This window comes from Paenibacillus sp. LRG-1 (assembly GCF_057220305.1).
The window spans coordinates 4,332,452-4,353,216 of the sequence record NZ_CM170126.1 but is presented as its reverse complement, the minus strand read 5'-3'; the positions used below and the strand labels follow the sequence as shown (position 1 = coordinate 4,353,216).

The 20,765-nt window shown below is 37.7% G+C and carries 16 protein-coding genes and 1 pseudogene; 10 read left to right on the top strand and 7 right to left on the bottom strand.

What is annotated here, in order from left to right:
* Nucleotides 1–13: 13 nt before the first annotated feature.
* Complete coding sequence (locus tag ACUUJN_RS19220; protein ID WP_023989773.1) at nucleotides 14–1,516, bottom strand: hypothetical protein; 1,503 nt, start codon at nucleotides 1,514–1,516, stop codon at nucleotides 14–16.
* A gap of 278 nt (nucleotides 1,517–1,794) precedes the next feature.
* Between ACUUJN_RS19220 and ACUUJN_RS19215 the strand changes: the two genes are divergently transcribed.
* The 4 genes and pseudogenes from ACUUJN_RS19215 to ACUUJN_RS19200 all read left to right on the top strand — a co-directional run.
* Nucleotides 1,795–2,757 carry a helix-turn-helix transcriptional regulator gene (locus ACUUJN_RS19215; protein ID WP_279835730.1) on the top strand — a complete coding sequence of 321 codons (963 nt, stop codon included), beginning with the start codon at nucleotides 1,795–1,797 and terminating at the stop codon, nucleotides 2,755–2,757.
* A gap of 113 nt (nucleotides 2,758–2,870) precedes the next feature.
* Entirely contained in the window at nucleotides 2,871–3,497 is a 627-nt protein-coding gene (locus ACUUJN_RS19210) for a type 1 glutamine amidotransferase family protein (RefSeq protein WP_023989771.1), read from the top strand.
* Between the two features lie 51 nt (nucleotides 3,498–3,548).
* A complete protein-coding gene (locus ACUUJN_RS19205) occupies nucleotides 3,549–4,073 on the top strand; it encodes a VOC family protein (protein ID WP_023989770.1) in 525 nt (174 codons plus the stop codon).
* A 75-nt stretch (nucleotides 4,074–4,148) separates the two neighbouring features.
* Nucleotides 4,149–4,316: pseudogene (locus ACUUJN_RS19200) on the top strand (stalk domain-containing protein); the annotation flags it as partial.
* Nucleotides 4,317–4,638: 322 nt separating this feature from the next.
* On the opposite strand, the gene ACUUJN_RS19195 reads toward ACUUJN_RS19200, so the two are convergent.
* Complete coding sequence (locus ACUUJN_RS19195) at nucleotides 4,639–5,511, bottom strand: copper amine oxidase N-terminal domain-containing protein (RefSeq protein ID WP_279835724.1); 873 nt, start codon at nucleotides 5,509–5,511, stop codon at nucleotides 4,639–4,641.
* A gap of 519 nt (nucleotides 5,512–6,030) precedes the next feature.
* Nucleotides 6,031–7,458, bottom strand: coding sequence for a pyridoxal phosphate-dependent decarboxylase family protein (locus ACUUJN_RS19190; RefSeq protein ID WP_484668819.1), 1,428 nt, complete (start codon nucleotides 7,456–7,458; stop codon nucleotides 6,031–6,033).
* 69 nt (nucleotides 7,459–7,527) lie between these two features.
* Between ACUUJN_RS19190 and ACUUJN_RS19185 the strand changes: the two genes are divergently transcribed.
* A complete protein-coding gene (locus ACUUJN_RS19185) occupies nucleotides 7,528–7,758 on the top strand; it encodes a restriction endonuclease (protein WP_081327490.1) in 231 nt (76 codons plus the stop codon).
* Nucleotides 7,759–8,078: 320 nt separating this feature from the next.
* Here the strand turns inward: ACUUJN_RS19185 and ACUUJN_RS19180 are convergent, their stop codons facing one another.
* The 3 genes from ACUUJN_RS19180 to ACUUJN_RS19170 form a co-directional block, all read right to left on the bottom strand.
* Nucleotides 8,079–8,438 (bottom strand): putative zinc-binding protein, encoded by a 360-nt coding sequence (locus tag ACUUJN_RS19180; protein WP_013372447.1) that lies wholly within the window; start codon nucleotides 8,436–8,438, stop codon nucleotides 8,079–8,081.
* A gap of 613 nt (nucleotides 8,439–9,051) precedes the next feature.
* The gene (locus ACUUJN_RS19175) at nucleotides 9,052–9,561 is read right to left on the bottom strand and encodes a hypothetical protein (protein ID WP_053325908.1); all 510 of its coding nucleotides are present in this window, start codon (nucleotides 9,559–9,561) and stop codon (nucleotides 9,052–9,054) included.
* Between the two features lie 4 nt (nucleotides 9,562–9,565).
* The gene (locus tag ACUUJN_RS19170; RefSeq protein WP_484668818.1) at nucleotides 9,566–12,616 is read right to left on the bottom strand and encodes a nucleic acid/nucleotide deaminase domain-containing protein; all 3,051 of its coding nucleotides are present in this window, start codon (nucleotides 12,614–12,616) and stop codon (nucleotides 9,566–9,568) included.
* 865 nt (nucleotides 12,617–13,481) lie between these two features.
* Here ACUUJN_RS19170 and ACUUJN_RS19165 point away from each other — a divergent pair.
* The 5 genes from ACUUJN_RS19165 (at nucleotide 13,482) to ACUUJN_RS19145 (ending at nucleotide 20,391) form a co-directional block, all read left to right on the top strand.
* Complete coding sequence (locus ACUUJN_RS19165) at nucleotides 13,482–15,572, top strand: ATP-dependent nuclease (RefSeq protein WP_068942106.1); 2,091 nt, start codon at nucleotides 13,482–13,484, stop codon at nucleotides 15,570–15,572.
* On the top strand, nucleotides 15,550–17,499 hold the full coding sequence (locus tag ACUUJN_RS19160) for a UvrD-helicase domain-containing protein (RefSeq protein WP_484668817.1): 1,950 nt from the start codon (nucleotides 15,550–15,552) through the stop codon (nucleotides 17,497–17,499). The genes ACUUJN_RS19165 and ACUUJN_RS19160 overlap by 23 nt, the downstream gene beginning before the upstream one ends.
* A gap of 376 nt (nucleotides 17,500–17,875) precedes the next feature.
* Nucleotides 17,876–18,643, top strand: coding sequence for a hypothetical protein (locus ACUUJN_RS19155; protein ID WP_068942109.1), 768 nt, complete (start codon nucleotides 17,876–17,878; stop codon nucleotides 18,641–18,643).
* Between the two features lie 62 nt (nucleotides 18,644–18,705).
* A complete protein-coding gene (locus ACUUJN_RS19150) occupies nucleotides 18,706–19,908 on the top strand; it encodes a hypothetical protein (protein WP_068942111.1) in 1,203 nt (400 codons plus the stop codon).
* 177 nt (nucleotides 19,909–20,085) lie between these two features.
* On the top strand, nucleotides 20,086–20,391 hold the full coding sequence (locus ACUUJN_RS19145) for a hypothetical protein (RefSeq protein ID WP_175405293.1): 306 nt from the start codon (nucleotides 20,086–20,088) through the stop codon (nucleotides 20,389–20,391).
* A 119-nt stretch (nucleotides 20,392–20,510) separates the two neighbouring features.
* On the opposite strand, the gene ACUUJN_RS19140 is transcribed toward ACUUJN_RS19145, so the two are convergent.
* On the bottom strand, nucleotides 20,511–20,636 hold the full coding sequence (locus ACUUJN_RS19140; protein ID WP_484668816.1) for a hypothetical protein: 126 nt from the start codon (nucleotides 20,634–20,636) through the stop codon (nucleotides 20,511–20,513).
* Nucleotides 20,637–20,765 lie beyond the last annotated feature (129 nt).

The window sequence follows — 20,765 nt, the reverse complement described above, 5'->3', positions numbered from 1 at the left end:
TACTAACCTCCCGTTAGTTCATCTTGATTTCCGTACCGGAGAAGGTCGTTTTGTCATCCAGCGTAATGGTATTGCCTTTACCAGACAACTCAATTTTTCCGGCAGAAAGCTGGATGTTACCAGAACTCATAACAATATCCGAAGCCGCACTAATACTCACATTTTTTCCGCTTACAATATCAATGCCTGTTTTATCGTTAATGACAATGGACATGCCATTGCCAGAAATAACGATTTGATCCGGAGCGAGCATGATTTCTTTGCCGTATTTGGTTCGCAGCGTCTTAATGGCAGGGTCAGCCATTCGATCTGGCGCAGGAGCTGCCGCAGACAGTGCCGAAGAAGACTTTGATCCAGCAGACGAAGCAGAAGCTGTGGCATGTCCAGAAGTAGCAGTAGATTTTCCCCCGGAAGGTTGTGGTTCTCTTTTGACTGAGCTGATCGCGTAACCCTCTTCTTCCTTATAACTGGGGAAATAGATACGGATGCTGTCCCCGTCTTCAGGCATACAATACCAGCCCGTGTTATCCGCAGATGCATAGATGGTAGAGTAGGGAAACCAGTAATCCGTGTTCGGATCTTGCTGATCGTCCATGTCAAGCTGGGCGCGTACTTTGTCCCGACGAACGCTCAGTACCTTGCCATGAATGGAAGCGCCGATAATGGAGCGATTGTAGTCTTTAATCGGACGTAAGCCGCTTCGTGGTGACAGCTTGGCGGTATGGGTCAGCACCCCATCCTTCATCTCCGTTAGCACCTCAGCTACGATCAGTTTATGGCCTTGAAAGGTCACTTCGTAGCCAGGCTCCAGCAATTTCTCCGTCTCGACTTCATATTGGATAAAATCAGCATCACGTACGCCGGGGATATGATTCTCTGAGGCGGTCTGGAAATCAGCTACTCGTTTGGTTACTTTATAATTCGTAGATTTAATTTCTCCTTTGCTGAGTCCCATAGGCAGGCCAAAATAAAACTTTGGCACTCCATAGCCCACCGCAGGAATGAGTGGAGAGTAGAAGTGCGAAGCCATCCGTTTCAGAAATTGCCAATCGGTTTCATCATATTGCATGATAAAGGTACCGATGGGCTTCTTATGGGATACAACATCCATGGCTTCGGCTTTGGAATAATCAGATACAATACTTTCGATCAGACCCGTATAGGTGAGCTTGGGGTTCTGAAAAGAGCGTTGATGCCGCTTAATATCTAACTCGTAGGTATGAGATATGGCTTCGACGGTCAGGTAATGGACCCCGTGAACGACTTTTTCCTCCACATCCAAGGCAATGCCTCGAAAAAGGGGCTGTCGATTGTCATTTTTGTCCGTAACAAAAGCTTTGACCTGGGTTTCTTCATCCGAAGCACGTACGTACAGCTCTCGATTTTTCTCCGAAATGATACCTGTACAGATCATTCGGGCATGGTCATTGACTGTTTTTAAGATTTTAAGTTCATGAAGGCGGACGAACTCATAAGGCATGATTTCGATATGACCGTACGTCACGATGTTTTCCATAGGTGTCTCCTTCTATAGTTGTTTTTGGTAAATGTTATTATGAGATTCCCAGCTAGTAATGTGGTTATTGATAAATCCAGCATATGTATTTATCGGTTAAAAGAGAGATTTAGTTTACAGAATGAACCATTGGAAGTGGTATTTACTATGTGTAAATCTGGAATTAGAAGATATGAGAGGGAAGTATAAGGTGGAAAAAAGTATATAATAGGTGGTAAGAGGGAGTATAAAAAGATATATATAAGATTGAGCTTAAATGAAAGATGAGGGTTCATGTTATGCCAAAAAACGATAATATGCTGGCCATTCTATGGATGCTGAATTCGGGTGTGAAAATGACTGCAAAACAAATATCCGAAAAGTTAGAAATAAATATAAGGACAGTTTATCGTTATATTGATGCACTATGTGCCAGTGGAGTGCCTATAATATCTGACGCGGGGCATAATGGCGGGTATAGCCTGCTGAATAATTTTATCAGAGCACCTTTACTATTTGATATTGAAGAAAAAAAAGCACTACTTCATGCTGCTATTTTTGCAAAAGAAGCTGGATACCCTTTGAGTGAGGCATTAGACAATGCGACATCAAAATTGAAAATGTATTCGAATCAAGAGCAGGAAAGTATACTTAGCCGTCATTTAGCCGGATTTGAAGTTATTAACCGCATGGGAGACCCTTCTCTTCAGCCGGTATTGGCGGAATTAGAACAGGCTATAGCCAACGAATTCTCTGTAGAAATGGATTATCGCACAAGCCATGAAGAACAACCCAAGAATAGGGTGATAGACCCCTATGGAATGGTCTACTGGAACAATAAATGGTATACTGTTGCATTTTGTCACCTAAGAAATGAGATCCGTTGCTTTCGGGCAGATCGAATTCTACAAATCAAGCGTACTCCAATCATATTTAAGCGTTCTGAAGCTTTTTCAGCCCGTGAATTTTTTATGCAAAATCTATTACCTGATTTAGTGGGCAAGGACAGTTTAATTTCTTTAACTATCGGAGGCAGGTCCGAGGCATTGGATGACTTATGTCTGCATTGGTTTTTGGGGCATCATCTAAAAGAGCGGACATCCAATCAAGCCATCTTTTTGCTTGAGGAAAAATCACTTCATACATATGTCCCTTATTTACTCTTACCCTATGGGAAATCCATTCAAGTCATCGAACCACAGAGTTTGAAGGAAAAACTTGTTGCTGTTGCGTCGGAGTTAATGGAATATTATCAACGTTAAAAGCTTCACTGACAGCAGATGTCAGTGAAGCTTTTTTATAATGATGATAATCATTGATTACCGAAGGATGATTGGTATCACTCGATGAATTATAAAATGAGGAGAATTTGCAAATGAATAATACAGTATATCTTTATGTGTTTGACACCATGGCAGATTGGGAGATCGGTTACTTAACTGCCGAACTGAACTCGGGGAGATATTATAAAAAGGGGCTGGTCCCATCCAAAATAGTTACCGTGGGAATGGAAAAGACCCCTGTAACTACAATGGGCGGATTGAAAATCCTGCCAGATATCAAACTGGATGAGTGCAAAATTGAAAGCACAGATACATTGATTTTACCCGGTGGAGATACATGGACAGAAACCATTCACCAACCCATCTTAAAAATAGCTGAGAGGTGTTTAGAGGAAGGGATATGGGTTGCAGCGATTTGTGGTGCTACCATGGGACTTGCCCAGGCAGGATTGCTGAATTCACGTTGGCATACAAGCAATGATCTGGAATACCTTAAAATGATCTGTCCCAACTACACGGGCGAAAATTATTACAAAGTGGAGTCTGCTGTAACGGATGGAAAACTGATCACTGCATCTGGAACAGCTCCGTTGGAGTTTTCTGTACATGTCTTAAAAGCTCTGGGTGTGTTTTCTTCAAAAACATTAGAAGCCTGGTATAGTCTTAACAAAACTCGTGAATCCAAATATTACTATGAGTTGATGAATTCAATCCAATGAAGGTATAAGCATAAAATTGAACTATTACGATCATTTAAAGGAGGAGTTAAAATGACTGAAAGCAGAGAATATACGGGAGTGTCAGGTAAATATACAAAGAAGGGAATGCCCAACGGCTTTACATCTATTACCCCTTTTATTACAGTGAAGAATCCTTCGGAAGCAATAGAGTTCTATACAACGGTTTTCAATGCAAGGGTTAAGGATATTACTGAATATCCTGATGAGAATGGCAATAAAATAATTGTTCATGCGGAATTAGATTTTGGAAATGGTTTTTTGCAGCTGGGAGCAGCGAATCCGGCATATCAATTGGTCTTGCCGCCAGATGAAGACAATGCGTGTTATTCTTTCGGAATTTACGTCATGAATGCTGATCAGGTCATTGAAAATGCGGTAGCAAGAGGAGCGAAAGTAAGGGAACCAGTTACAAACTTTGTTTCAGGTGATCGATTCGGAAGTATACTAGACCCTTGTGGAGTAAGATGGTCTATTATGACGAGGATCGAGGATTTGTCAGAAGAAGAAAGTAGTCGTAGGGTTGCTGAGTGGGCCAAAAGCTTTAGCGGGGAATAAATGCAATCACTTTTTTGGTAAAATGTATTAAAGTGACAGTTTGCTGAAATGATGTAATCGAAATTCTGGTGGCACAAAGTTGCATACGTGAACGATGAAGAAAAGATGATGCCGAGTGCTCCCATTATGCCGGAATATCCAAATCGGGTTATGGTTCCTCTTAGATTTGTTTCAGAAGTTCTGGGGGCTACAGTAAATACAACTACGATCAATGGAACATTACATGTGGACATTAAGAAATAATACTTGATTGCTTGGGAATGGGTAACAAACTAATTGCTCCTTAAGTCTGGTACATAAGGCTTGAGGAGCAATGTTTTAATGAATAGCAGAGAAAGTTTTGAACAGGGGTTCAACTCTCCACGTCTCTATACTGAAACCCGCTCACTGAGCGGGTTTTTGCTTTTAATCACTTTTAATTGTAGACCTAATGTAGATATGAAAAATTTAAGGCATAGGGTGGACCTTTGAAGAACTGAAGAAGGATATTGAAACCTATACATCTATTATTTAAAATAATGAGGTTGCAGGCAAAACTAAAAGGCCTCAGTCCAATGGAATATTACTATTTTCGTTCATTCTTCGTTTGTAATGTTCTTCCGGCAGCTAGTATATACTGCAAAGGGTCATTTATTTTAAGATACGACAGACTTTGAGACACGCGACCTTCCTGATTAACTTTTGGACGTTTTCGATCCGGGATATCTACAGACGCGAAATCTGCATCCATTTCCACCGTTTGATTAAAGAAGCCAATGATGTGCAAATCTTCTTTTCCTTCTTTAATCGTGGAGCCTGTCCGATTTAACCCACTCACTGTGATACTCCCTCTGGTTTCGCTTGCTGAGTTTTTCTCTTCCACAAGATTGAAATTTTGAATATCCAGTGCAGAAGGATTGTCAACAATGGATCTTCCTCGATCCAGTTCTATTACTTTTTGAAAAATCTTGCTTTGGTCAAAAGCAAGATCTTTTAAAATTACTTTGTTGTTCATGTACTCAAACGGGATATTCATACTTCTCACTAATACCCCAAGCGGAATGACAAAGGCATCCTGAATCACTTCGGGCTGAGTGTCCATCTGTGCTGGAGTACCGTTCAGTTTATATGTTTTCGCTCCCTTTTGAAACACAATTTCATTTGACCTCCACCTGATTTTTGCTTCCTGAAGTTTACCGTTATAATCAACTTTTGCGCCAAGAAGCTCGGCAACGGAACGAAGCGGAACCATGAGACGTTTTTCTTCATTAACGTAGGGACCAATCGGCGTGCAGTACAAAACGTCATAATCATTCACTTTGAGCAAAGAGGTTCCATTGACATGAATAGAGTGATTAATCGGTGCTGCATTAGCGTTATAAGAAGAGGTTCCAAATATAGCACTCACAAGAACTGCAAGAGATAATACGGCCGTTCTATAAAAATATTTTCGTTTCATTTTTCACCCTCCGTGAATTGAGATAGGTTGTGTTAGGTCGCATGTTTGCTTTGGAGCAGTGATAGTTTGTCCTTCTTTAGTTTTAAATAAATTTTCTCCTACTTGCTCTGCATTAGACCACTGCTCCAATAATTCGGGCTTGTTTGCAAGAATCTCTCTATCATCTCGAATGTATACTACATTGGTTCTTTCTCAGAACAGGTTGCTTTATGAAAATTCAGGTGGTAATAGGGGGTATATCCTTTCCATAGTCTCGACACACGTGGAGTGCGTGGTAGTGATATATAGATGAGAAGCATTGATGAATGAGGATTTAAGAGCAACTTGAATATGTTCCTGCATTCAAAAAAACGTTTTAGGATTGAGTGCTGTTCATTGTTACTGCATTGCACAATGGCAAATAATTTGGAAGATGTTTAGGAAACAGTAAAGAGAGGCGGCGAGCCCCTCTTATTTGTGTGATGTTGAGCATTTTTATTCATTTACAGAAAGCGTAGCATTTCATTTCAAGATTTTTCATCACAAAAAGGCTTTTGTCTCATTCAATGAGCGTGCTATATTCGATAAAAGCTGAATTGTATTCCTTATCTCATGTTCCGTAGTGTCTGGGTGAATTGCACAGATTCGGAGAACAGTTTTTCCATTAAGTTGTGTCGTAAGCACAGAGGCGTATCCGTTTGTCATCATTTCTTGGGAGATCCTTTTATTGAGTGAATCTAATTCTTGCTCAGATAATCCAGTTGGCGCATATCGAAAATTAACAATCGCTAACTGTGCGGGGGATACAATTTCCCAATGATTATGTTTTTTGATTTCATCTTCAGCCCATTCTGCGAGTTGAACTCCATGCTCTATGGCTTCACCGACAGCATTAGTTCCTAAAGCCTGTAGTGTCACCCATAGTTTCAAACTTCGAGCAGGCCGCGTTAATTCAGGGCCCAGATCCCAATAATTAATATATTCTTCATTAGTCTCGGCATCTTTCAAATATTCTGGATGTGTGCTGAAGCAGTTTCTAAGCTGTTGATTTTCTTTGGCTAAAACTACGCTACAGGAATATGTCTGCATTAACCATTTATGTGCATCCCAGGTAATGCTATCTGAACGCGATATACCGCTCAAAAGGGGCTTATATTTCGAAGAAGCCAAAATCGATGCACCGTAAGCTCCATCCACGTGTAACCAAATGTTATGTTTTTCACATAGGTCAGCAATTTCGTTTAACGGGTCGATGCTTCCCGTATTGGTTGTGCCTGCCGTGGCAATGATCGCAAAAGGCTTCATGCCAGCCGCCTGATCATCCATTACTTTTTTTTCTAAGGCTGAAACATCCATACGAAAATTTTTATCACTTGGAATCTTTCTGATTTGATCACCACGGAATCCGAGGATGCGTAACCCTTTGGCGACCGATGAATGAGTTTGATCTGAAACATAAGCAGTTCCAATGGCATATTCCTGCTCGGATAACCTTGCATTGCGTGCAGCCGCTAAAGCGGTCAAATTCGACAGCGATCCGCCCGACAGAAATAAGCCTCCAGCAGTATTGGGATATCCTGCTTGGTCACACATCCACCGGATCACTTCCCCCTCTAAAAGGCTTGCGCTCGAACTCAGCATCCAGCTTCCGGCATGGGTATTATAGGCGCTGGTCATGATATCTCCTAACCACGAGTAAAGAGACATTGGGCCAGGAACCAATGCGAAAAAGCGAGGGTGTTGCATGAAGGTTTGGTGAGGATAGACGTTTTTCCTCATTTCATCGACGACCTCTTGTATCGGTCTTCCTTTTTTCGGAAAACCAATTCCCCTTAAATGAGCTATTGTATCCCCATCTGCAGTGTTGATTACTTTTCGGGATCGAATATTGTTATTTTCTGCAATATATGAATGTATGAACTGCTCAATAATCTCACCTAATTGCTGATTTGGTTCTTGATTCATCATAAGCATCTCCTTTGCTTAACTTCAATCAAGTATAATATAACATCTGTTGTCATATTGTGATATTCACCGATTTCATCATTACGTTTATTTTTAGGCTCTTCGCTATTACGCAAAGTAATTCTCAAAGGCAAAGAGAGCTATAAAATCGCCGTTCAGTGCAAATGCTGGAAATGTGATGTTGAGAATGGTATACTACTCCAACTCAAGGCTAGTAAGCAGGTACATAGTTGCTGTGTTGCTTGGATGGTAACGACGAGTAATTTTACAAGGCAGCAAGGAGCGGGGGAGCTTGTAATATAGGAGGGGGAACCTCAGTTATCTGAAAATAATTAAAAAAAGAGAATAAATGTATAGTACTTGTAAGAAAAGTGTTCGAAACCGCTTTGCCAGATGTTGCAAATGAGCTACTTAAAAATTTAAAAAATGACTCTGCATTAAACTGGGAGTAAAAAAATACTGGTGCCCCTTAAAGATGCGATAGGAGCCACCAGTAAAAACTAATTTACTTATATTGTTAATAAGAGCCAACTATACTTTTACTGTATATTGTACCAACACCTCAAAGGAATAAAAAAATGGGTGAGCCATCTTTCGATACACACCTTAATTTTGACTAAGAATTATTGTCCAATTTGTTCTAAGATTTGTGTGTAAGCATTCCTATAATGATCGGGGTTAGGATCTTCTCCTATTATCTTGGGTACGTCAAAGTCAGACAGCAGGAAATAGTGTTTGGGTTGAACTTCATGCCTTGCTAAGCAACTCTTGCAACAGGACAAGGGACAGCCGTCAATTGCAATGATGTCACGTCCCGATTTTGCTGTTCTGACAAGGGGTTTGACATCACCACCAACACCAGCTATGCAGGACATTTCAGCGACTTTTTCTCGATCCATTTGTATAGCGATCATGTTAGCGGTTTGTGCTGCGGAGGAACATCCAGAACAAGAATAGACAAGAGGTAAATCAGTTCTTTTCATCTTTGTACACTTCCTTGTTTTTTCTTTGTGATCCATCACGTTACCTTTGATTCTAGATGAAATCAAATTAAAATTGTTTGTATTTTAACTTAAATTTACAGTCTAAACCGTGATCGTGATCACGACAACATTTTGCAAAATCTATTATAGGGCTAACTGTGTGTGTATTCAGCCAGATCCCTCTTTTTAACTTAATTTTTCTAATAGAGAATTAGCTTTATCTAAATATAAATCTGATCGTCATCCCTAATCACCATTAAAATATCTTTAATTGTCTGTTTAGTTGAACTTTCTAATTTCTCTAAAGCTTTACCGTAAAAAATCAATAAATAATTTAATTTAAAAATGTCTGACGTACAATCAAAATGTCGAAATCTTTATACGGATATTACATGGGTTAGATGTGTTCATGGATGGATGATGGGTTCATGCGGCACTGGGGGGGCTTTTTGAGCAGCCGCAACTTATACTTTTGTATTGTTTAACTTATTGCAGCGGATAAAAAGAAACCACAACACGCGGCTAGCACGTATTATGGCGTTTAATTTTACATACGGTATGAAAATTTTTACAGACTCTTTTGAATAGTTTCCATGGGTCTATTTATATGGTTTTATAATCCAGTTTCATAGTCTTCTATCAAATGTGACCAATATCCTTCAACATCCTTCAATGCAGCTGGGTCAATCTGTTCATAAAGCTTTCGTAGTTCAATTGCATATTTGTATGAAGTATATATCTCTCGTTGTCTCATTTCCGATGACAATTCCTGCCTAATTAATTGAAACAAAAAAAATGTTCTTAAGTTCTTATTAAGCATGTAAACAAATGGATGATGAAAAGAAGAACTAGTAAAAAGCCCACCCTCACCTTCTTTTAAGTAAAGTCCATATCCGTATGAAGCATAATGACCGATTTTGATAAATTGTACCTCACCAATTAACAACTTTTTAAAATCATTCAGTTCATAAAATACAAAATCATCAAATTCTTCTGGTACTCCAATGTCAATCATAAAGTCAGCATTTTCACGACTTACTCCAAGACCTACCAATTCATTAAAATCATAGTCTCGTATTTCTGAGTCATAATATTCACGAATTTCTCGAATATCATAATCCATACTATCACTCCTTTAACTTTTCAAGTTCTTGGGCTAAACCAGTATTGCCTCGATCTCTTGAAGCCTTATCCCCATACTCAACACTATAAGTTACTTCAGCATCAGGTAATTCCTTAGAAAGTAGCTCTTTACAATTATGACCACCAAGGATGCACGGTTCTCTTTCAGTATAAACTCGATGAACTATATACGTCTGCCCGTTTTTTTCAGCGGCAATTTTTTCTTCAACCAAAACCTTTTCAGAATGGACCTTTTTTACTTCTACTTTTCCACTCGGCTTTACTACTGATCTTTCTGTGCTTTCAAAAACCTTCTGAAAACGAACACCGTCTATTTCAATTTCCGCTACTACTAGATTTCTTAAATCGAATATTTGATTTTCAATTCGATACTTTTTCGTCATTGCACTTAAATCTGTTTCTCCATAACCAACTTGTTTTGGAATTTTGGAGTTAGGTATTCTGTTAGGGTTACCCGTCCCCTCTAACGCCTGTCGTTTCTTAATATCATCAAAGGTAAGCTTTTCTTTAATTGAATAATCCCCAAACTTTGATGCTTCCCTTGCAGCTTTGCTCTGAGCGATGTTTTGTAATACTCGCTGTTTTATTTGTTCGGCCGGAGATACTTTAATTACTCCTGTCCCCGGTGTTTCAACATTAACTTTTGGAGCTTTAATTGATTTAGAAGGTATCTTTATATTCCTACCAAATTTAGCACCGTATAAACTTCCAACCATCTGAAATTCAGAAAATACACTGCTAATAATAATAGCATTTGCCTGCCATTTTGGTATTTCTTCGCCTGTCCAATAGTTCTTTCCTTCTTTAGCTGCTTTAATCTGTTCTACGAAAATATCCACATTTTCTGGTTCGTGATGTAATTTGATTTCTCCATTTTTAATAGCTTCGTTATAGGCAAGAGTGGCTTGGGCTGCTTTCTGATCGGTAACTCCATTTTTACTGAGGACCCACATAGTACCCATAAATTCTTTATCATACTCATCAAAATTATAGGATACTTTGGCTTTTTCAGCTGCCATGTAGCTGTCATAATTGGCTCTCCAGCGTTGTCTCAGATCTATAGGAATCTGCTGATACGCATGAACCATGGCATTAGACTCTTTCAGCAGGTTTTGAACCAGTTCCAGTGGGCCACCGGAATGCGCTATATGACGTGCACTCGTAAACACTTTCCCAAGAATCCACTTGCTATAGTAGGCTTGTCTCGCTTGATCATGTTCATACTGCTTAATCAATCCTTGGAGTGCTAGACCAGCCAAGTGTTTCAACGGATGAATACCGTTCCCCTTTCCGCCTCCAATCGTAGCAGTTCCTTTGCTCCGAACGGGGATCATTGCGGTTGCTTTCAGAATGACACCCGCCGCAGGTCCACCTAAAGCTCCCGCAACAACGCCAGCCACTTTTCCCATCACTGGAATGGAGCCTAATAGCTTGGACACCGTACCCAACAAAGAGTTGGCCTGTTGAAGTGCAGCCGGACTTGTTACTTTGGCGGTAGGAGTGCTGCTGGATGATGTCTTAGCTGCTGATGGAGCTTGCGCCGCCTCGTACGCTTTGATGCTCATCAATGGCGGTTCTGGAACAGGAGGGAGGTCGGCTACGAAAACAGGAGCTTTCACCGTACCTTCCTGATATATCACCGGAGCTTTGGTATCCGTCTCACCATCTAGTACCATGCCGCTGGCTCCGCCTTTTAGATATAGCGCCGTTCCAGCTTCCAGTGAAAGCTCCTCGCCAGCATCGAGCTTCACGTGACCACCCTGAATCTGCACATTCCCCGGACTGTCGATCGTAATTCCGCTACTTTCATGCAGTGTAATGGAAAATTCACCGGAGGTGGATAGGGTCAGTTCATGCTCAGACATTTCTACGCCGCTACCTTGCACATGTTGCCATACCTTCACATTCGGCTGACCATTGGTGTGGCGTTGTTGTCGCAGTGAATCCGTTACATAGGCATCTTGTTCGCGGTGGGTAGGCAGATACAATTCCACCTGTTCTCCTACTTCAGGCATATCGTACCAGCCGCTATGTTCTTCGGCGACATAACGGGTGACCACTGGAAACCAGCAGGCTTTGGAAGGATCTTGCTTCGGGTCAATGTCCAGTTGAAGCTGTACAAAATCCTGCTGTACCTTCAGTATCGTTCCTGTCAACGAAATCCCGGTGGCCTGATCGTTTTCATAGCGGGCATAGCGGATATCCTGTTCGGCTTGAAGATCATAGCGAGTGCGCAGTAAGCCATCCGTTAGTGTAGTCACGGCTCGAACCACGACTAGTTCTTTTTCTTGTCCAATGGGTAACGTGATGAGGTCGCCCAGCGCATAGTATTGCAGATTTTCAATCATATAGGTGACATACGAGACAGCACGTTCGCCTGGCTTTTCCGCATCCAGCTCATGAAACGTTTTACGTACTCGATAAAATACATCCCGCTCCACCTTATGCTGTTTGCCTTCTGGCATCCCGAAGAAAACCTTGGGTGAGGCTGCGGTTACCTCTGGCACAAGTACGGAACCAAAGCGAGAAGCGAGACGTTTTAAAAACGCCCAATCGGTCTCCTCATATTGTAAAACAAATGTCTCCAGTTTGGCATAGTTGCTTACCGTATCAATGGCATCTCCGTATTGATATTTTCGAATCAGCGCAGTGACCAGATCATCATAGGTGCGGTGAATATCTTGATAGGAGCGCCTTTTACGCTTAATATCCATCTGGTACGAATGGGAAGCGGCCTCTAGTTCAAACGTATACACGCCTCGCACGCAGTGTACGGACATATGCGTAACAATCCCATGGAACAGCCTTCTCAGCGATTGTCCCTGATCATTCAACTGACGGATCACAATGGGCTCTTGCTCCATATCCTGTCCGATGCATACAGCTCCTTGTTCTTCGGAGAGCATGCCACTGATATGTAAAAAGGCATGATCGTTAATGACGCGTGTTATTTGAAGTTGTTCGATGTGTAGTGGCTGAAAGGGACCATAAAAGCGTAGGCTTTCATATCCGATTCCATCTGATAATACGCTCAAGTGAGTTCATAACTCCTTTCTAGATGCGATGGGTATTTCCAAGTAAAGCACGTCATCTTGAATGCGCTTCTGATTAAAGAAGCCGCAGATGAGTGCAACTGTGAGTCAATATAAATATGTATAACAAGGTTTGTACGCTATAAGGGTACGAGAGGTGGTATTTAATAAACAACCCAGCATATGTATTTATCGGTTAAAAGAGAGAGTTAGTTTACAGAATGACCCATTCATTGGGTGATTTTCAATATGTATTTTTGAAAGTAAGAGATGTGGGAGAGAGGTGTAGAGTAGTAAAAAACATACAAATAGAGGGAGTATATCTTTATCATCGTCTCGACCCATGTGGAGTGCGTAGTAGTAATATATCGAGATGCAAAACGTTGAAGTACACAGGTTGGAGAAGACAGGATAATTTCATAGAAGCGAATATAATCACATCATTTTAGCGGATGTTTATATTAATTATGTATCTATTATTTTCTCATATAACAAGAAGGTATACTCAATTTAAAGCAATTCAAGTAGTTAAAGTTTAGCTGAGTTCCTTTGTATTATTAAGAAAATAATATTATAAAAGGGTATTATGTATGATTATTATAGACCCAATGACTTATTTTTTATTCCATCACCTGGAAAATCGGTCGGGAATCATATATATTGAATCATAAGAACTTTTTTGTACAAGGCATCGAGAATGCTAAGTGAAATTATAGATCAGAAATTGAAAAGATGATACAAACTGTCAAATATGTTGTTGGATGTATGTGTTAGATGTTCTTCTGGTACCGCGTTAAAGACGTAAAACAAATAATAGTAGTACTTAATTGAGATATAATATATAAACCAAAGAGGAGATTAGAGATATATGCAAGTTTCTCAGTTGAAAATATCTAATTTTAGAAGCTTCAATAAAGAGGAAACAGTTATAAATCTTAATAATTTGACAGCAATAATTGGAGCGAATAGTTGTGGGAAAACAGCTTTAATTCAAGGACTACTCAAATTATTTGGTGTTCAACCCCTGGATCGTACAATTGAAAGATCGGATTTCCATTTACCTATGGGTAAAAACCCCGAAGATTTAGAAGACGGGTCTGAATTATATATAGAAGCAAAAATTGAGTTTCCAGAATTACGTAATGAAGAAGAAGATTTGAATACGATACCTCAATTTTTTAAGCATATGGTTATTGACCAACCTAATGCATTACCCTACGTTAGGATTAGACTAATTGCTATCTGGAACTTGGCAAATACTCCAGAGGGTGTTGTTGAAGAAAAGCTATTCTATGTAACAGTTCCCGAGGGAAACAGTATCACAGAAGAAGACTTAAGACCTGTGCTTGCATATGAAAGAGCAGTTATTCAATTGGTTTATATACCTGCAATGAGAGACCCTTTAACTCAATTGAGAAATGTATCAGGAACTATTTTGTATCGTCTAATGACTAATATTAACTGGCCAAAGAATATTGATGAGCAAATAAAGCATAAAATGAAAGAAGTCGAAAAGAACCTATTTGATGAAATAGGAGGAGTAAGAAAAGTTAGAGGAATATTAAACAAAGAATGGGGGAACTATCATTGGGATGATAGGTATAGGAATGCAGAAATAGCTTTTAATAGCACGACACTATCATCTATTTTGAAAAGAATAGAAGTTCAGTTTTCACCAACATTGTTGCCTAACAACTACTCGGTTGAACAACTTGGTGATGGGCTACGTTCACTGTTTTATCTTTCTCTTGTTGCTTCATTACTAGAAATGGAGAACGAGATTAAAGCGGAGCATAAAGAAAGTAAAAAAGAACAATCAGAATATAATTTTAAAAAGATACCAACGGTATTTACAATTTTAGCAGTTGAAGAACCAGAAAATCATATAGCTCCTCATTTACTAGGTAAAGTAATGCAGAACCTTAGGGTAATTTCAACCAATGACAACGCTCAAGTATTAGTTTCATCACATAGCGAGTCAATAATAAAACAAGTAGATCCACTCGAAATAAGACACATACGGATAGGGGGATGTAATTCAAATAAACAAGGGGCAACCATAGTAAAAGAATTAGATTTTCCTAAAAAGTCAGATGAAGCATACAAATACATTAAGGAAGCAATAAAGGTTTACCCTGAATTATATTTTGCAAAACTAGTCATTTTAGGTGAGGGTGATAGTGAAGAGATTATTATACCTAAAATGCTAGAAGTATTTGGATTGAGTGAGGAGAAAAATGCTATTTCTGTAGTCCCGCTTGGTGGAGTCTATGTTAATCACATGTGGAGATTATTGAATGCTCTTGATATCCCCCATATAACACTGCTTGATCTAGACCGAGAAAGAAACTTGGGTGGTTGGACTAGAGTTAAATACGTTATTAACCAATTGCTGGTACATAAAGGGCATGTAATAAACAAGGAAAAACTTTTAGAATATAATGGAGGAGTTCTAAAGGATTCTGAATTAGTTGAGATGCATAAGTGGCCACTATTTGATCTATCGCATGCTGAGAACATGGACTTATGGAGGAGAAAATTAATGGGTGAAGAATATGGTATTCATTTTTCTTACCCTCTAGATATTGACTTTGTGATGCTGGAAGCATTCTCACAAGAATATATAGCACTATCAAAAACTTTACTTTTTGAAGAACAAGAAGAACAAGAACAAGAAGGTATTAGTGAAGCAATCAAAACAGCATTAAAAAGAAAAGTCGACGGTTATGGGGGAACTTATACTGAAGATCAAAAAAAATTAATGATACATTACAGCTCTTTGTTTCTGTCTAGAAGTAAACCGAGTACACATTTTTTAGCATTATCTGCAATCGGAGATGAGAAATTAAAGGAAAGATGCCCAGTCCAAATTCTTGAGCTAATAAATTCTATAAAAAGATTATTAGGGATAGAGTCAAAAAAAGAAGGTGATATCAATGAACACATTGTCATTAATTAATCCTGATATCTGGAAGGAGAAAGATGGTATATTACTTGAGAAAAATGCAATTGATACTGTAAAAAGTCTCACAAACAACATTGTAATCGCGGGTCCGGGGGCAGGAAAGACGGAGCTTCTGGCTCAGAAAGCTTGCTATTTGCTTGAGACAGGTAGTTGTAGTGCTCCCCAAAAAATATTAGCAATAAGTTTTAAAAAGGATTCGGCAGAAAATCTTACCAATAGGGTGGAGAAAAGATGCGAAAAAGAACTCTCTAGAAGGTTTGAATCTATGACATATGATACATTTGCAAAACGTATATTGGATCAGTTTAGATTAGGGTTAGACGAAAAGTATCGTCCTTCAAAAAATTATAAAGTTCTATTGAAAAATAGTGATTTAGCAGAGATTGCCGATAAATATATTCCTATTTGCTATCCTGATTATCCTAGTTGGCGATTAATAATTCGACGTAATGACGAGTTATCTAATTTATTGTGTAACAAAATTTTAGCATCTCAATCCTCTGATTATCAAGATAATATCCAAGAACTATTAAGTTCAGCAATGTGGAACATATTATTAAAAAAGGTTGAAAACGATGAAAGTGCGCTGACGTTTCCTATGATTTCTAAACTATCTGACTATTTGTTAAAAGAGAATCGGTATATTCGCAAAGCATTAAGATTGACCTATAGCCACGTTTTTTTGGATGAATTTCAGGATACAACAGACATTCAATATTCACTCTTGAAAACTTCATTTCTAGGTTCCAAAGCAATATTAACTGCTGTTGGCGACGAGAAACAACGTATTATGGTTTGGGCTAGAGCACTTAAGGGTGTTTTCAATGATTTTAAAAAAGATTTTCTAGCAGAGGAAAAGGAGCTATTTCTTAATCATCGATCTTCCCCGAAATTAGTGACTATTCAAAATATTATTTCTAAAAGTTTAGAGCAAGATTCTATTGAGATGAAACCTTCTGATAAATGGGGAGAATTGGATGGAACATGTGAAATATGGGCCTTTCAAAATTCTGAAGAAGAGGCAGCTTGTTTAGCTGGAGAAGTTGTTAAATGGATTAAAGAAGAGAGTATTGAACCAAGAGATATTTGTATTATTGTGAAACAACAAGAAGATATTTATGGTGAAGCCTTTAAGAGAATATTGGCAGAGCAAGGAATACAGGCTAGGGAAGAAAAAGAATACCAAGAACTATTGTCAGAAGATATTGTGCAATTTATTCTTAATATGATAATTCTGACGGCTACGAATAAAGCTCCCGAATCACGGAAAGTTGTAGTTGATTTCCTGTTTTATATAAATGGTTTCGATGAGAGTACTAAGTATGAATTATTATATAATTTGGAGGATGAATTAGGTATATTTATTGTGGATTTCAAAAAAAGATTAACAAATTGTTTAATTAATACAATTGATTTATCTTCTATAGAGTGCATAATATCTTTGATTATTGATTTTACTAATAAGAGGAAAATTAAAAAAAGTTTTCCTCAATATAGTAGAGGAAATTATTTAAATGAGGTAATTCAAAATCTTATAAAGAAAATAACGATAACCTTGCAATTAAGAAAAGATTGGAAATTGTGCATAGATGATATATATGGGGAATTCAGTATACCTATGATGACAATTCATAAAAGTAAAGGTCTGGAGTATGACACAGTTATATTTGTTGGATTAGAAGATGCTGCTTTTTGGAATTTTAATAATAATTCAGAGGAAGATAAACGTGCCTTTTTTGTTGCACTGTCAAGAGCAAAAAAGAGAGTTATATTTACTGCGAGCAAAATGAGAAAAATATTGAATAAAAGGAGAAATATAGAGGAACAAGAGCAAAGCGTACAAGGTATAACAATACTTTATAAAATATTAAAAGAAGCTGGTGTACCAATTATTCGTCCAGTAGTACAGAAACTTATTTAATTAAGCTCATTAAAGATAATCTTATTATTGTGATTTATAATTAAGAAGAAGCTTCATTATGATGTGAATTTGAGTAAAGTGGTAAAAAAAGAAAAGGAAATATTTATATTAATGTAATTCAAAATCATCGTCTATATCTGTACTTAAGACTCCATACCAGAGCTGGATATGACTTAAAGGTATCCCACAAAATGCTAGCTATACTTAAAGGTCGACCATGTGAGAGATTTTGCTTGTCATGTATTTTTTGAATGCTTTAAGTTACAAAACACTAAAAGAGGTGGGTCGTTTATAACTCTGACGGATTATTTCAAGGTGCTTAAGTGTACTTGACTTGACAAGTACACGTAAAAAGCTAGAAAGCAGGAAATCATGAATGTTAATAGAAGAGCTTTTAAACTATTATAAAAATAATGTTACAACCTATTCATTGGTATTTAGATATATGCGAATTACTTACACCATTAGCACAGGATTATTAGTCTTTTTAATTTTTTTTGCATATTTATCTCTTTTAGTGATGCCTACTGTATTAATAAATTATTATATCCTTTTGTACACTTTTATTGGATTTATAACCATATTATTTTCTTCAATTATAGCTTTATTTATAAACAACAAGAAAGCTCAGCGTATACTTTATAATCACTACAAAATTGAAGCAGCAAGTGGTATATGGCGTACAGAAGATTTTAATAATATGCAGTCGCAAATCCTGATTAATTATCTAAAAAGAAAGAATTTATACACTGCTGAAAAGCTTAAACTTTTAGTGAAACTTTTAGATAAGGAAATTGAGAGAAGTAAGAGCCCGTCTTTTTTAGCAACAGGCGCCTTCTTGGCCTTATTCGCGCCAATATGGTTGCAATATATTATAACTATTTTTAAAAAAATAGAAAAATGGGAATTTAGCGATGTCTCACTTTTTGTACTTATTTCGATTTCATCTATAATATTCATTGCTGTTTGTATTGGAACTTTTAAAAGGGTGTTACATATTGCTCAAGAATTTTTTATGATCGAAGTTAACATAAAGAAAAACTTTATTCTACACGTTGAAAATATACTATTAAGATTCAGCGAGGAAGAGCAGAATGAAATTAGTTTTTCTTTACAAAGAAGTAGAAAAGATAAAGTTTACTGAAATATGTTTTAGATATTTTCAATTCTATAATAACTATAAGTTTTGATTATAAGGTGGGGAATATGGATAAAACGGAATATATATTAAGATCCTTAAGCGGTGGGGAATTGCAGCGATTAGCCTGTGAACTTCTTCCTCGTATGAATCACGAATGGGGGGATCTTATTCATAATGGAATTGTAGAAGGTACAACTAAAACTAGAAAAGGGACACCTGATATGTGGAAAGAATCCAAAGAGGGTGTCCTAATTTATATTCAAGTGACCACCGATTCTAAGCCGGGGAAAATTTTAAAAGATATACACGCTAGTGTAAGTAAGCTTAAAGAGCAGGGCAGAATGGGTAATGCTCTCTGTATTGCTTTTGTCAATATGGAGCCTGATGCAAAAGAAATACAGATATGCTCTTCTTTATGTAATGACAATAAATTCGATTTTGAATTAATTAATAATAGCAAAATCACTAGAGCATTAGATCAAAGTCATAACCATGATTTGCGTGAAAAATTTTTGGGAATTCGTTCTGATTATCATATTCATATATCCACTATAATGACTAGAAAAAAGGATTTGTATATTCCATTAATAGAAGATGTTATTAAGTTAATAGAAAAATGTAAAAGGTCAGACCTGTTTTCAAAGTTAAATGATACGTTTATACAAGAAGTAATACAAAAGCAGTATAAGTATAGATTAGATGAGCAAATTTTAGTCTTTTTAAAGGAAATTGATAATAAAATAAAATTATTTAATCAAATAGACGCAATATATGTAGCGAAAAATCTTATCTTAAATTTGTTTCATAAAGGGTTTAAAGAATTGTATGGTGATATTATAGATGGTGAAATTCCTATTTATTTTGAGGGCGAATTAGTGGACTATGAAGATGTTTACCCTGAAGAATATGATAACATTAGACGAATTTCCAGTAATGATGATTTAGTTAAGAAAGCTATATGTGGAGAATATGAATACGTTGAATTTAATGGGGAATTATATAATCCAACTTTAGTAAAAATGTTTGAATTTGCTTTAGCTGAAAGGAACAAGTTCCACAGTGTTCAAAGAGTTCCTATTGTAGCTTGGAAAGGACCGCCTGAATTTTATATTGCTTCAATAGGGAATTTCTATAGTATGTACTCTGATGATGAAGACATAAAAAACAAAAAAAATATTTTAAAAGAGATAATTTCCCGGGCCGAGAATATGGAAAATACACTCGATCAAATTTTAAAAGAGATATTTGAGAAATTCGAAAAAATTTAAAGTATGAATTTCATACTAATTTATCGAGTATTAATTTTTCACTTCCGAAAATTTTATTTATATCTCTCATACTGAATTATTCCAGGTCACTACTCATGATTATTTCAATGTTACGTATCCACGTACCACATCCGTTATCATCCTTTGCTACACTTTGAATAAAAAGGAGCTGATAACTTGGATACCCAACCCATGATACTTAAGAGCGTCGAACATACAAACCCATCTGAAAATACGGCTGAGCAATACGAAAGTTTGGTACAGCAAGAAGACGAACACATAGAGAGACTTAAAACATGCACAAAGCTCATTTGGGATGCGCTAACTATTATTTCTCAAAAGGCAAGCATACTGCACATGGAAACCGTCAAAGAAGCAGCAGACCATCTTCATATCATGGAACTGGATTTACGAAGAGAACTGTTTAAAGTTCGTTTGAAAAAAAGTATTTTGGCAAATAAAATGAAGCGAATCCAAGCATAGCAGCGGAGGGGACGGAATCGTTCTGAAGAAGCGGAGCGTTCGCCTTTGAACCCGGATTTTTACCGTTAAAATATAATCACAAAAATCTGGGGGCAACAGCGATCGGAAGAATGATCCGTCTACGTAGCGGCCTCATATGCACGTACTTGCTCAATCCAACCAGTAATCAATTTGCTCAATAACCCGACATGACCCTTCTCGGTCTGATCGGGTTTTCTCATTTCAATCTCTCTATCCCCGCGCATAAATCTTCACGCCCCTCCCAACACCGCCACCCAGATAGTTACACCCACTCCCAACATCATGTATAGTAAAGTTATGGGAAATAAACATGAACCCGCATATTATCTTGAACGCTTAACCGTACAATAAGA

Coding starts and splice junctions, on each gene's coding strand:
- ACUUJN_RS19220 (WP_023989773.1), bottom strand. CDS start 1,516: ATGGAAAACATCGTGACGTACGGTCATATCGAAATCATGCCTTATGAG.
- ACUUJN_RS19215 (WP_279835730.1), top strand. CDS start 1,795: ATGCCAAAAAACGATAATATGCTGGCCATTCTATGGATGCTGAATTCG.
- ACUUJN_RS19210 (WP_023989771.1), top strand. CDS start 2,871: ATGAATAATACAGTATATCTTTATGTGTTTGACACCATGGCAGATTGG.
- ACUUJN_RS19205 (WP_023989770.1), top strand. CDS start 3,549: ATGACTGAAAGCAGAGAATATACGGGAGTGTCAGGTAAATATACAAAG.
- ACUUJN_RS19195 (WP_279835724.1), bottom strand. CDS start 5,511: ATGAAACGAAAATATTTTTATAGAACGGCCGTATTATCTCTTGCAGTT.
- ACUUJN_RS19190 (WP_484668819.1), bottom strand. CDS start 7,458: ATGATGAATCAAGAACCAAATCAGCAATTAGGTGAGATTATTGAGCAG.
- ACUUJN_RS19180 (WP_013372447.1), bottom strand. CDS start 8,438: ATGAAAAGAACTGATTTACCTCTTGTCTATTCTTGTTCTGGATGTTCC.
- ACUUJN_RS19175 (WP_053325908.1), bottom strand. CDS start 9,561: ATGGATTATGATATTCGAGAAATTCGTGAATATTATGACTCAGAAATA.
- ACUUJN_RS19165 (WP_068942106.1), top strand. CDS start 13,482: ATGCAAGTTTCTCAGTTGAAAATATCTAATTTTAGAAGCTTCAATAAA.
- ACUUJN_RS19160 (WP_484668817.1), top strand. CDS start 15,550: ATGAACACATTGTCATTAATTAATCCTGATATCTGGAAGGAGAAAGAT.
- ACUUJN_RS19155 (WP_068942109.1), top strand. CDS start 17,876: ATGTTAATAGAAGAGCTTTTAAACTATTATAAAAATAATGTTACAACC.
- ACUUJN_RS19150 (WP_068942111.1), top strand. CDS start 18,706: ATGGATAAAACGGAATATATATTAAGATCCTTAAGCGGTGGGGAATTG.
- ACUUJN_RS19140 (WP_484668816.1), bottom strand. CDS start 20,636: ATGCGCGGGGATAGAGAGATTGAAATGAGAAAACCCGATCAGACCGAG.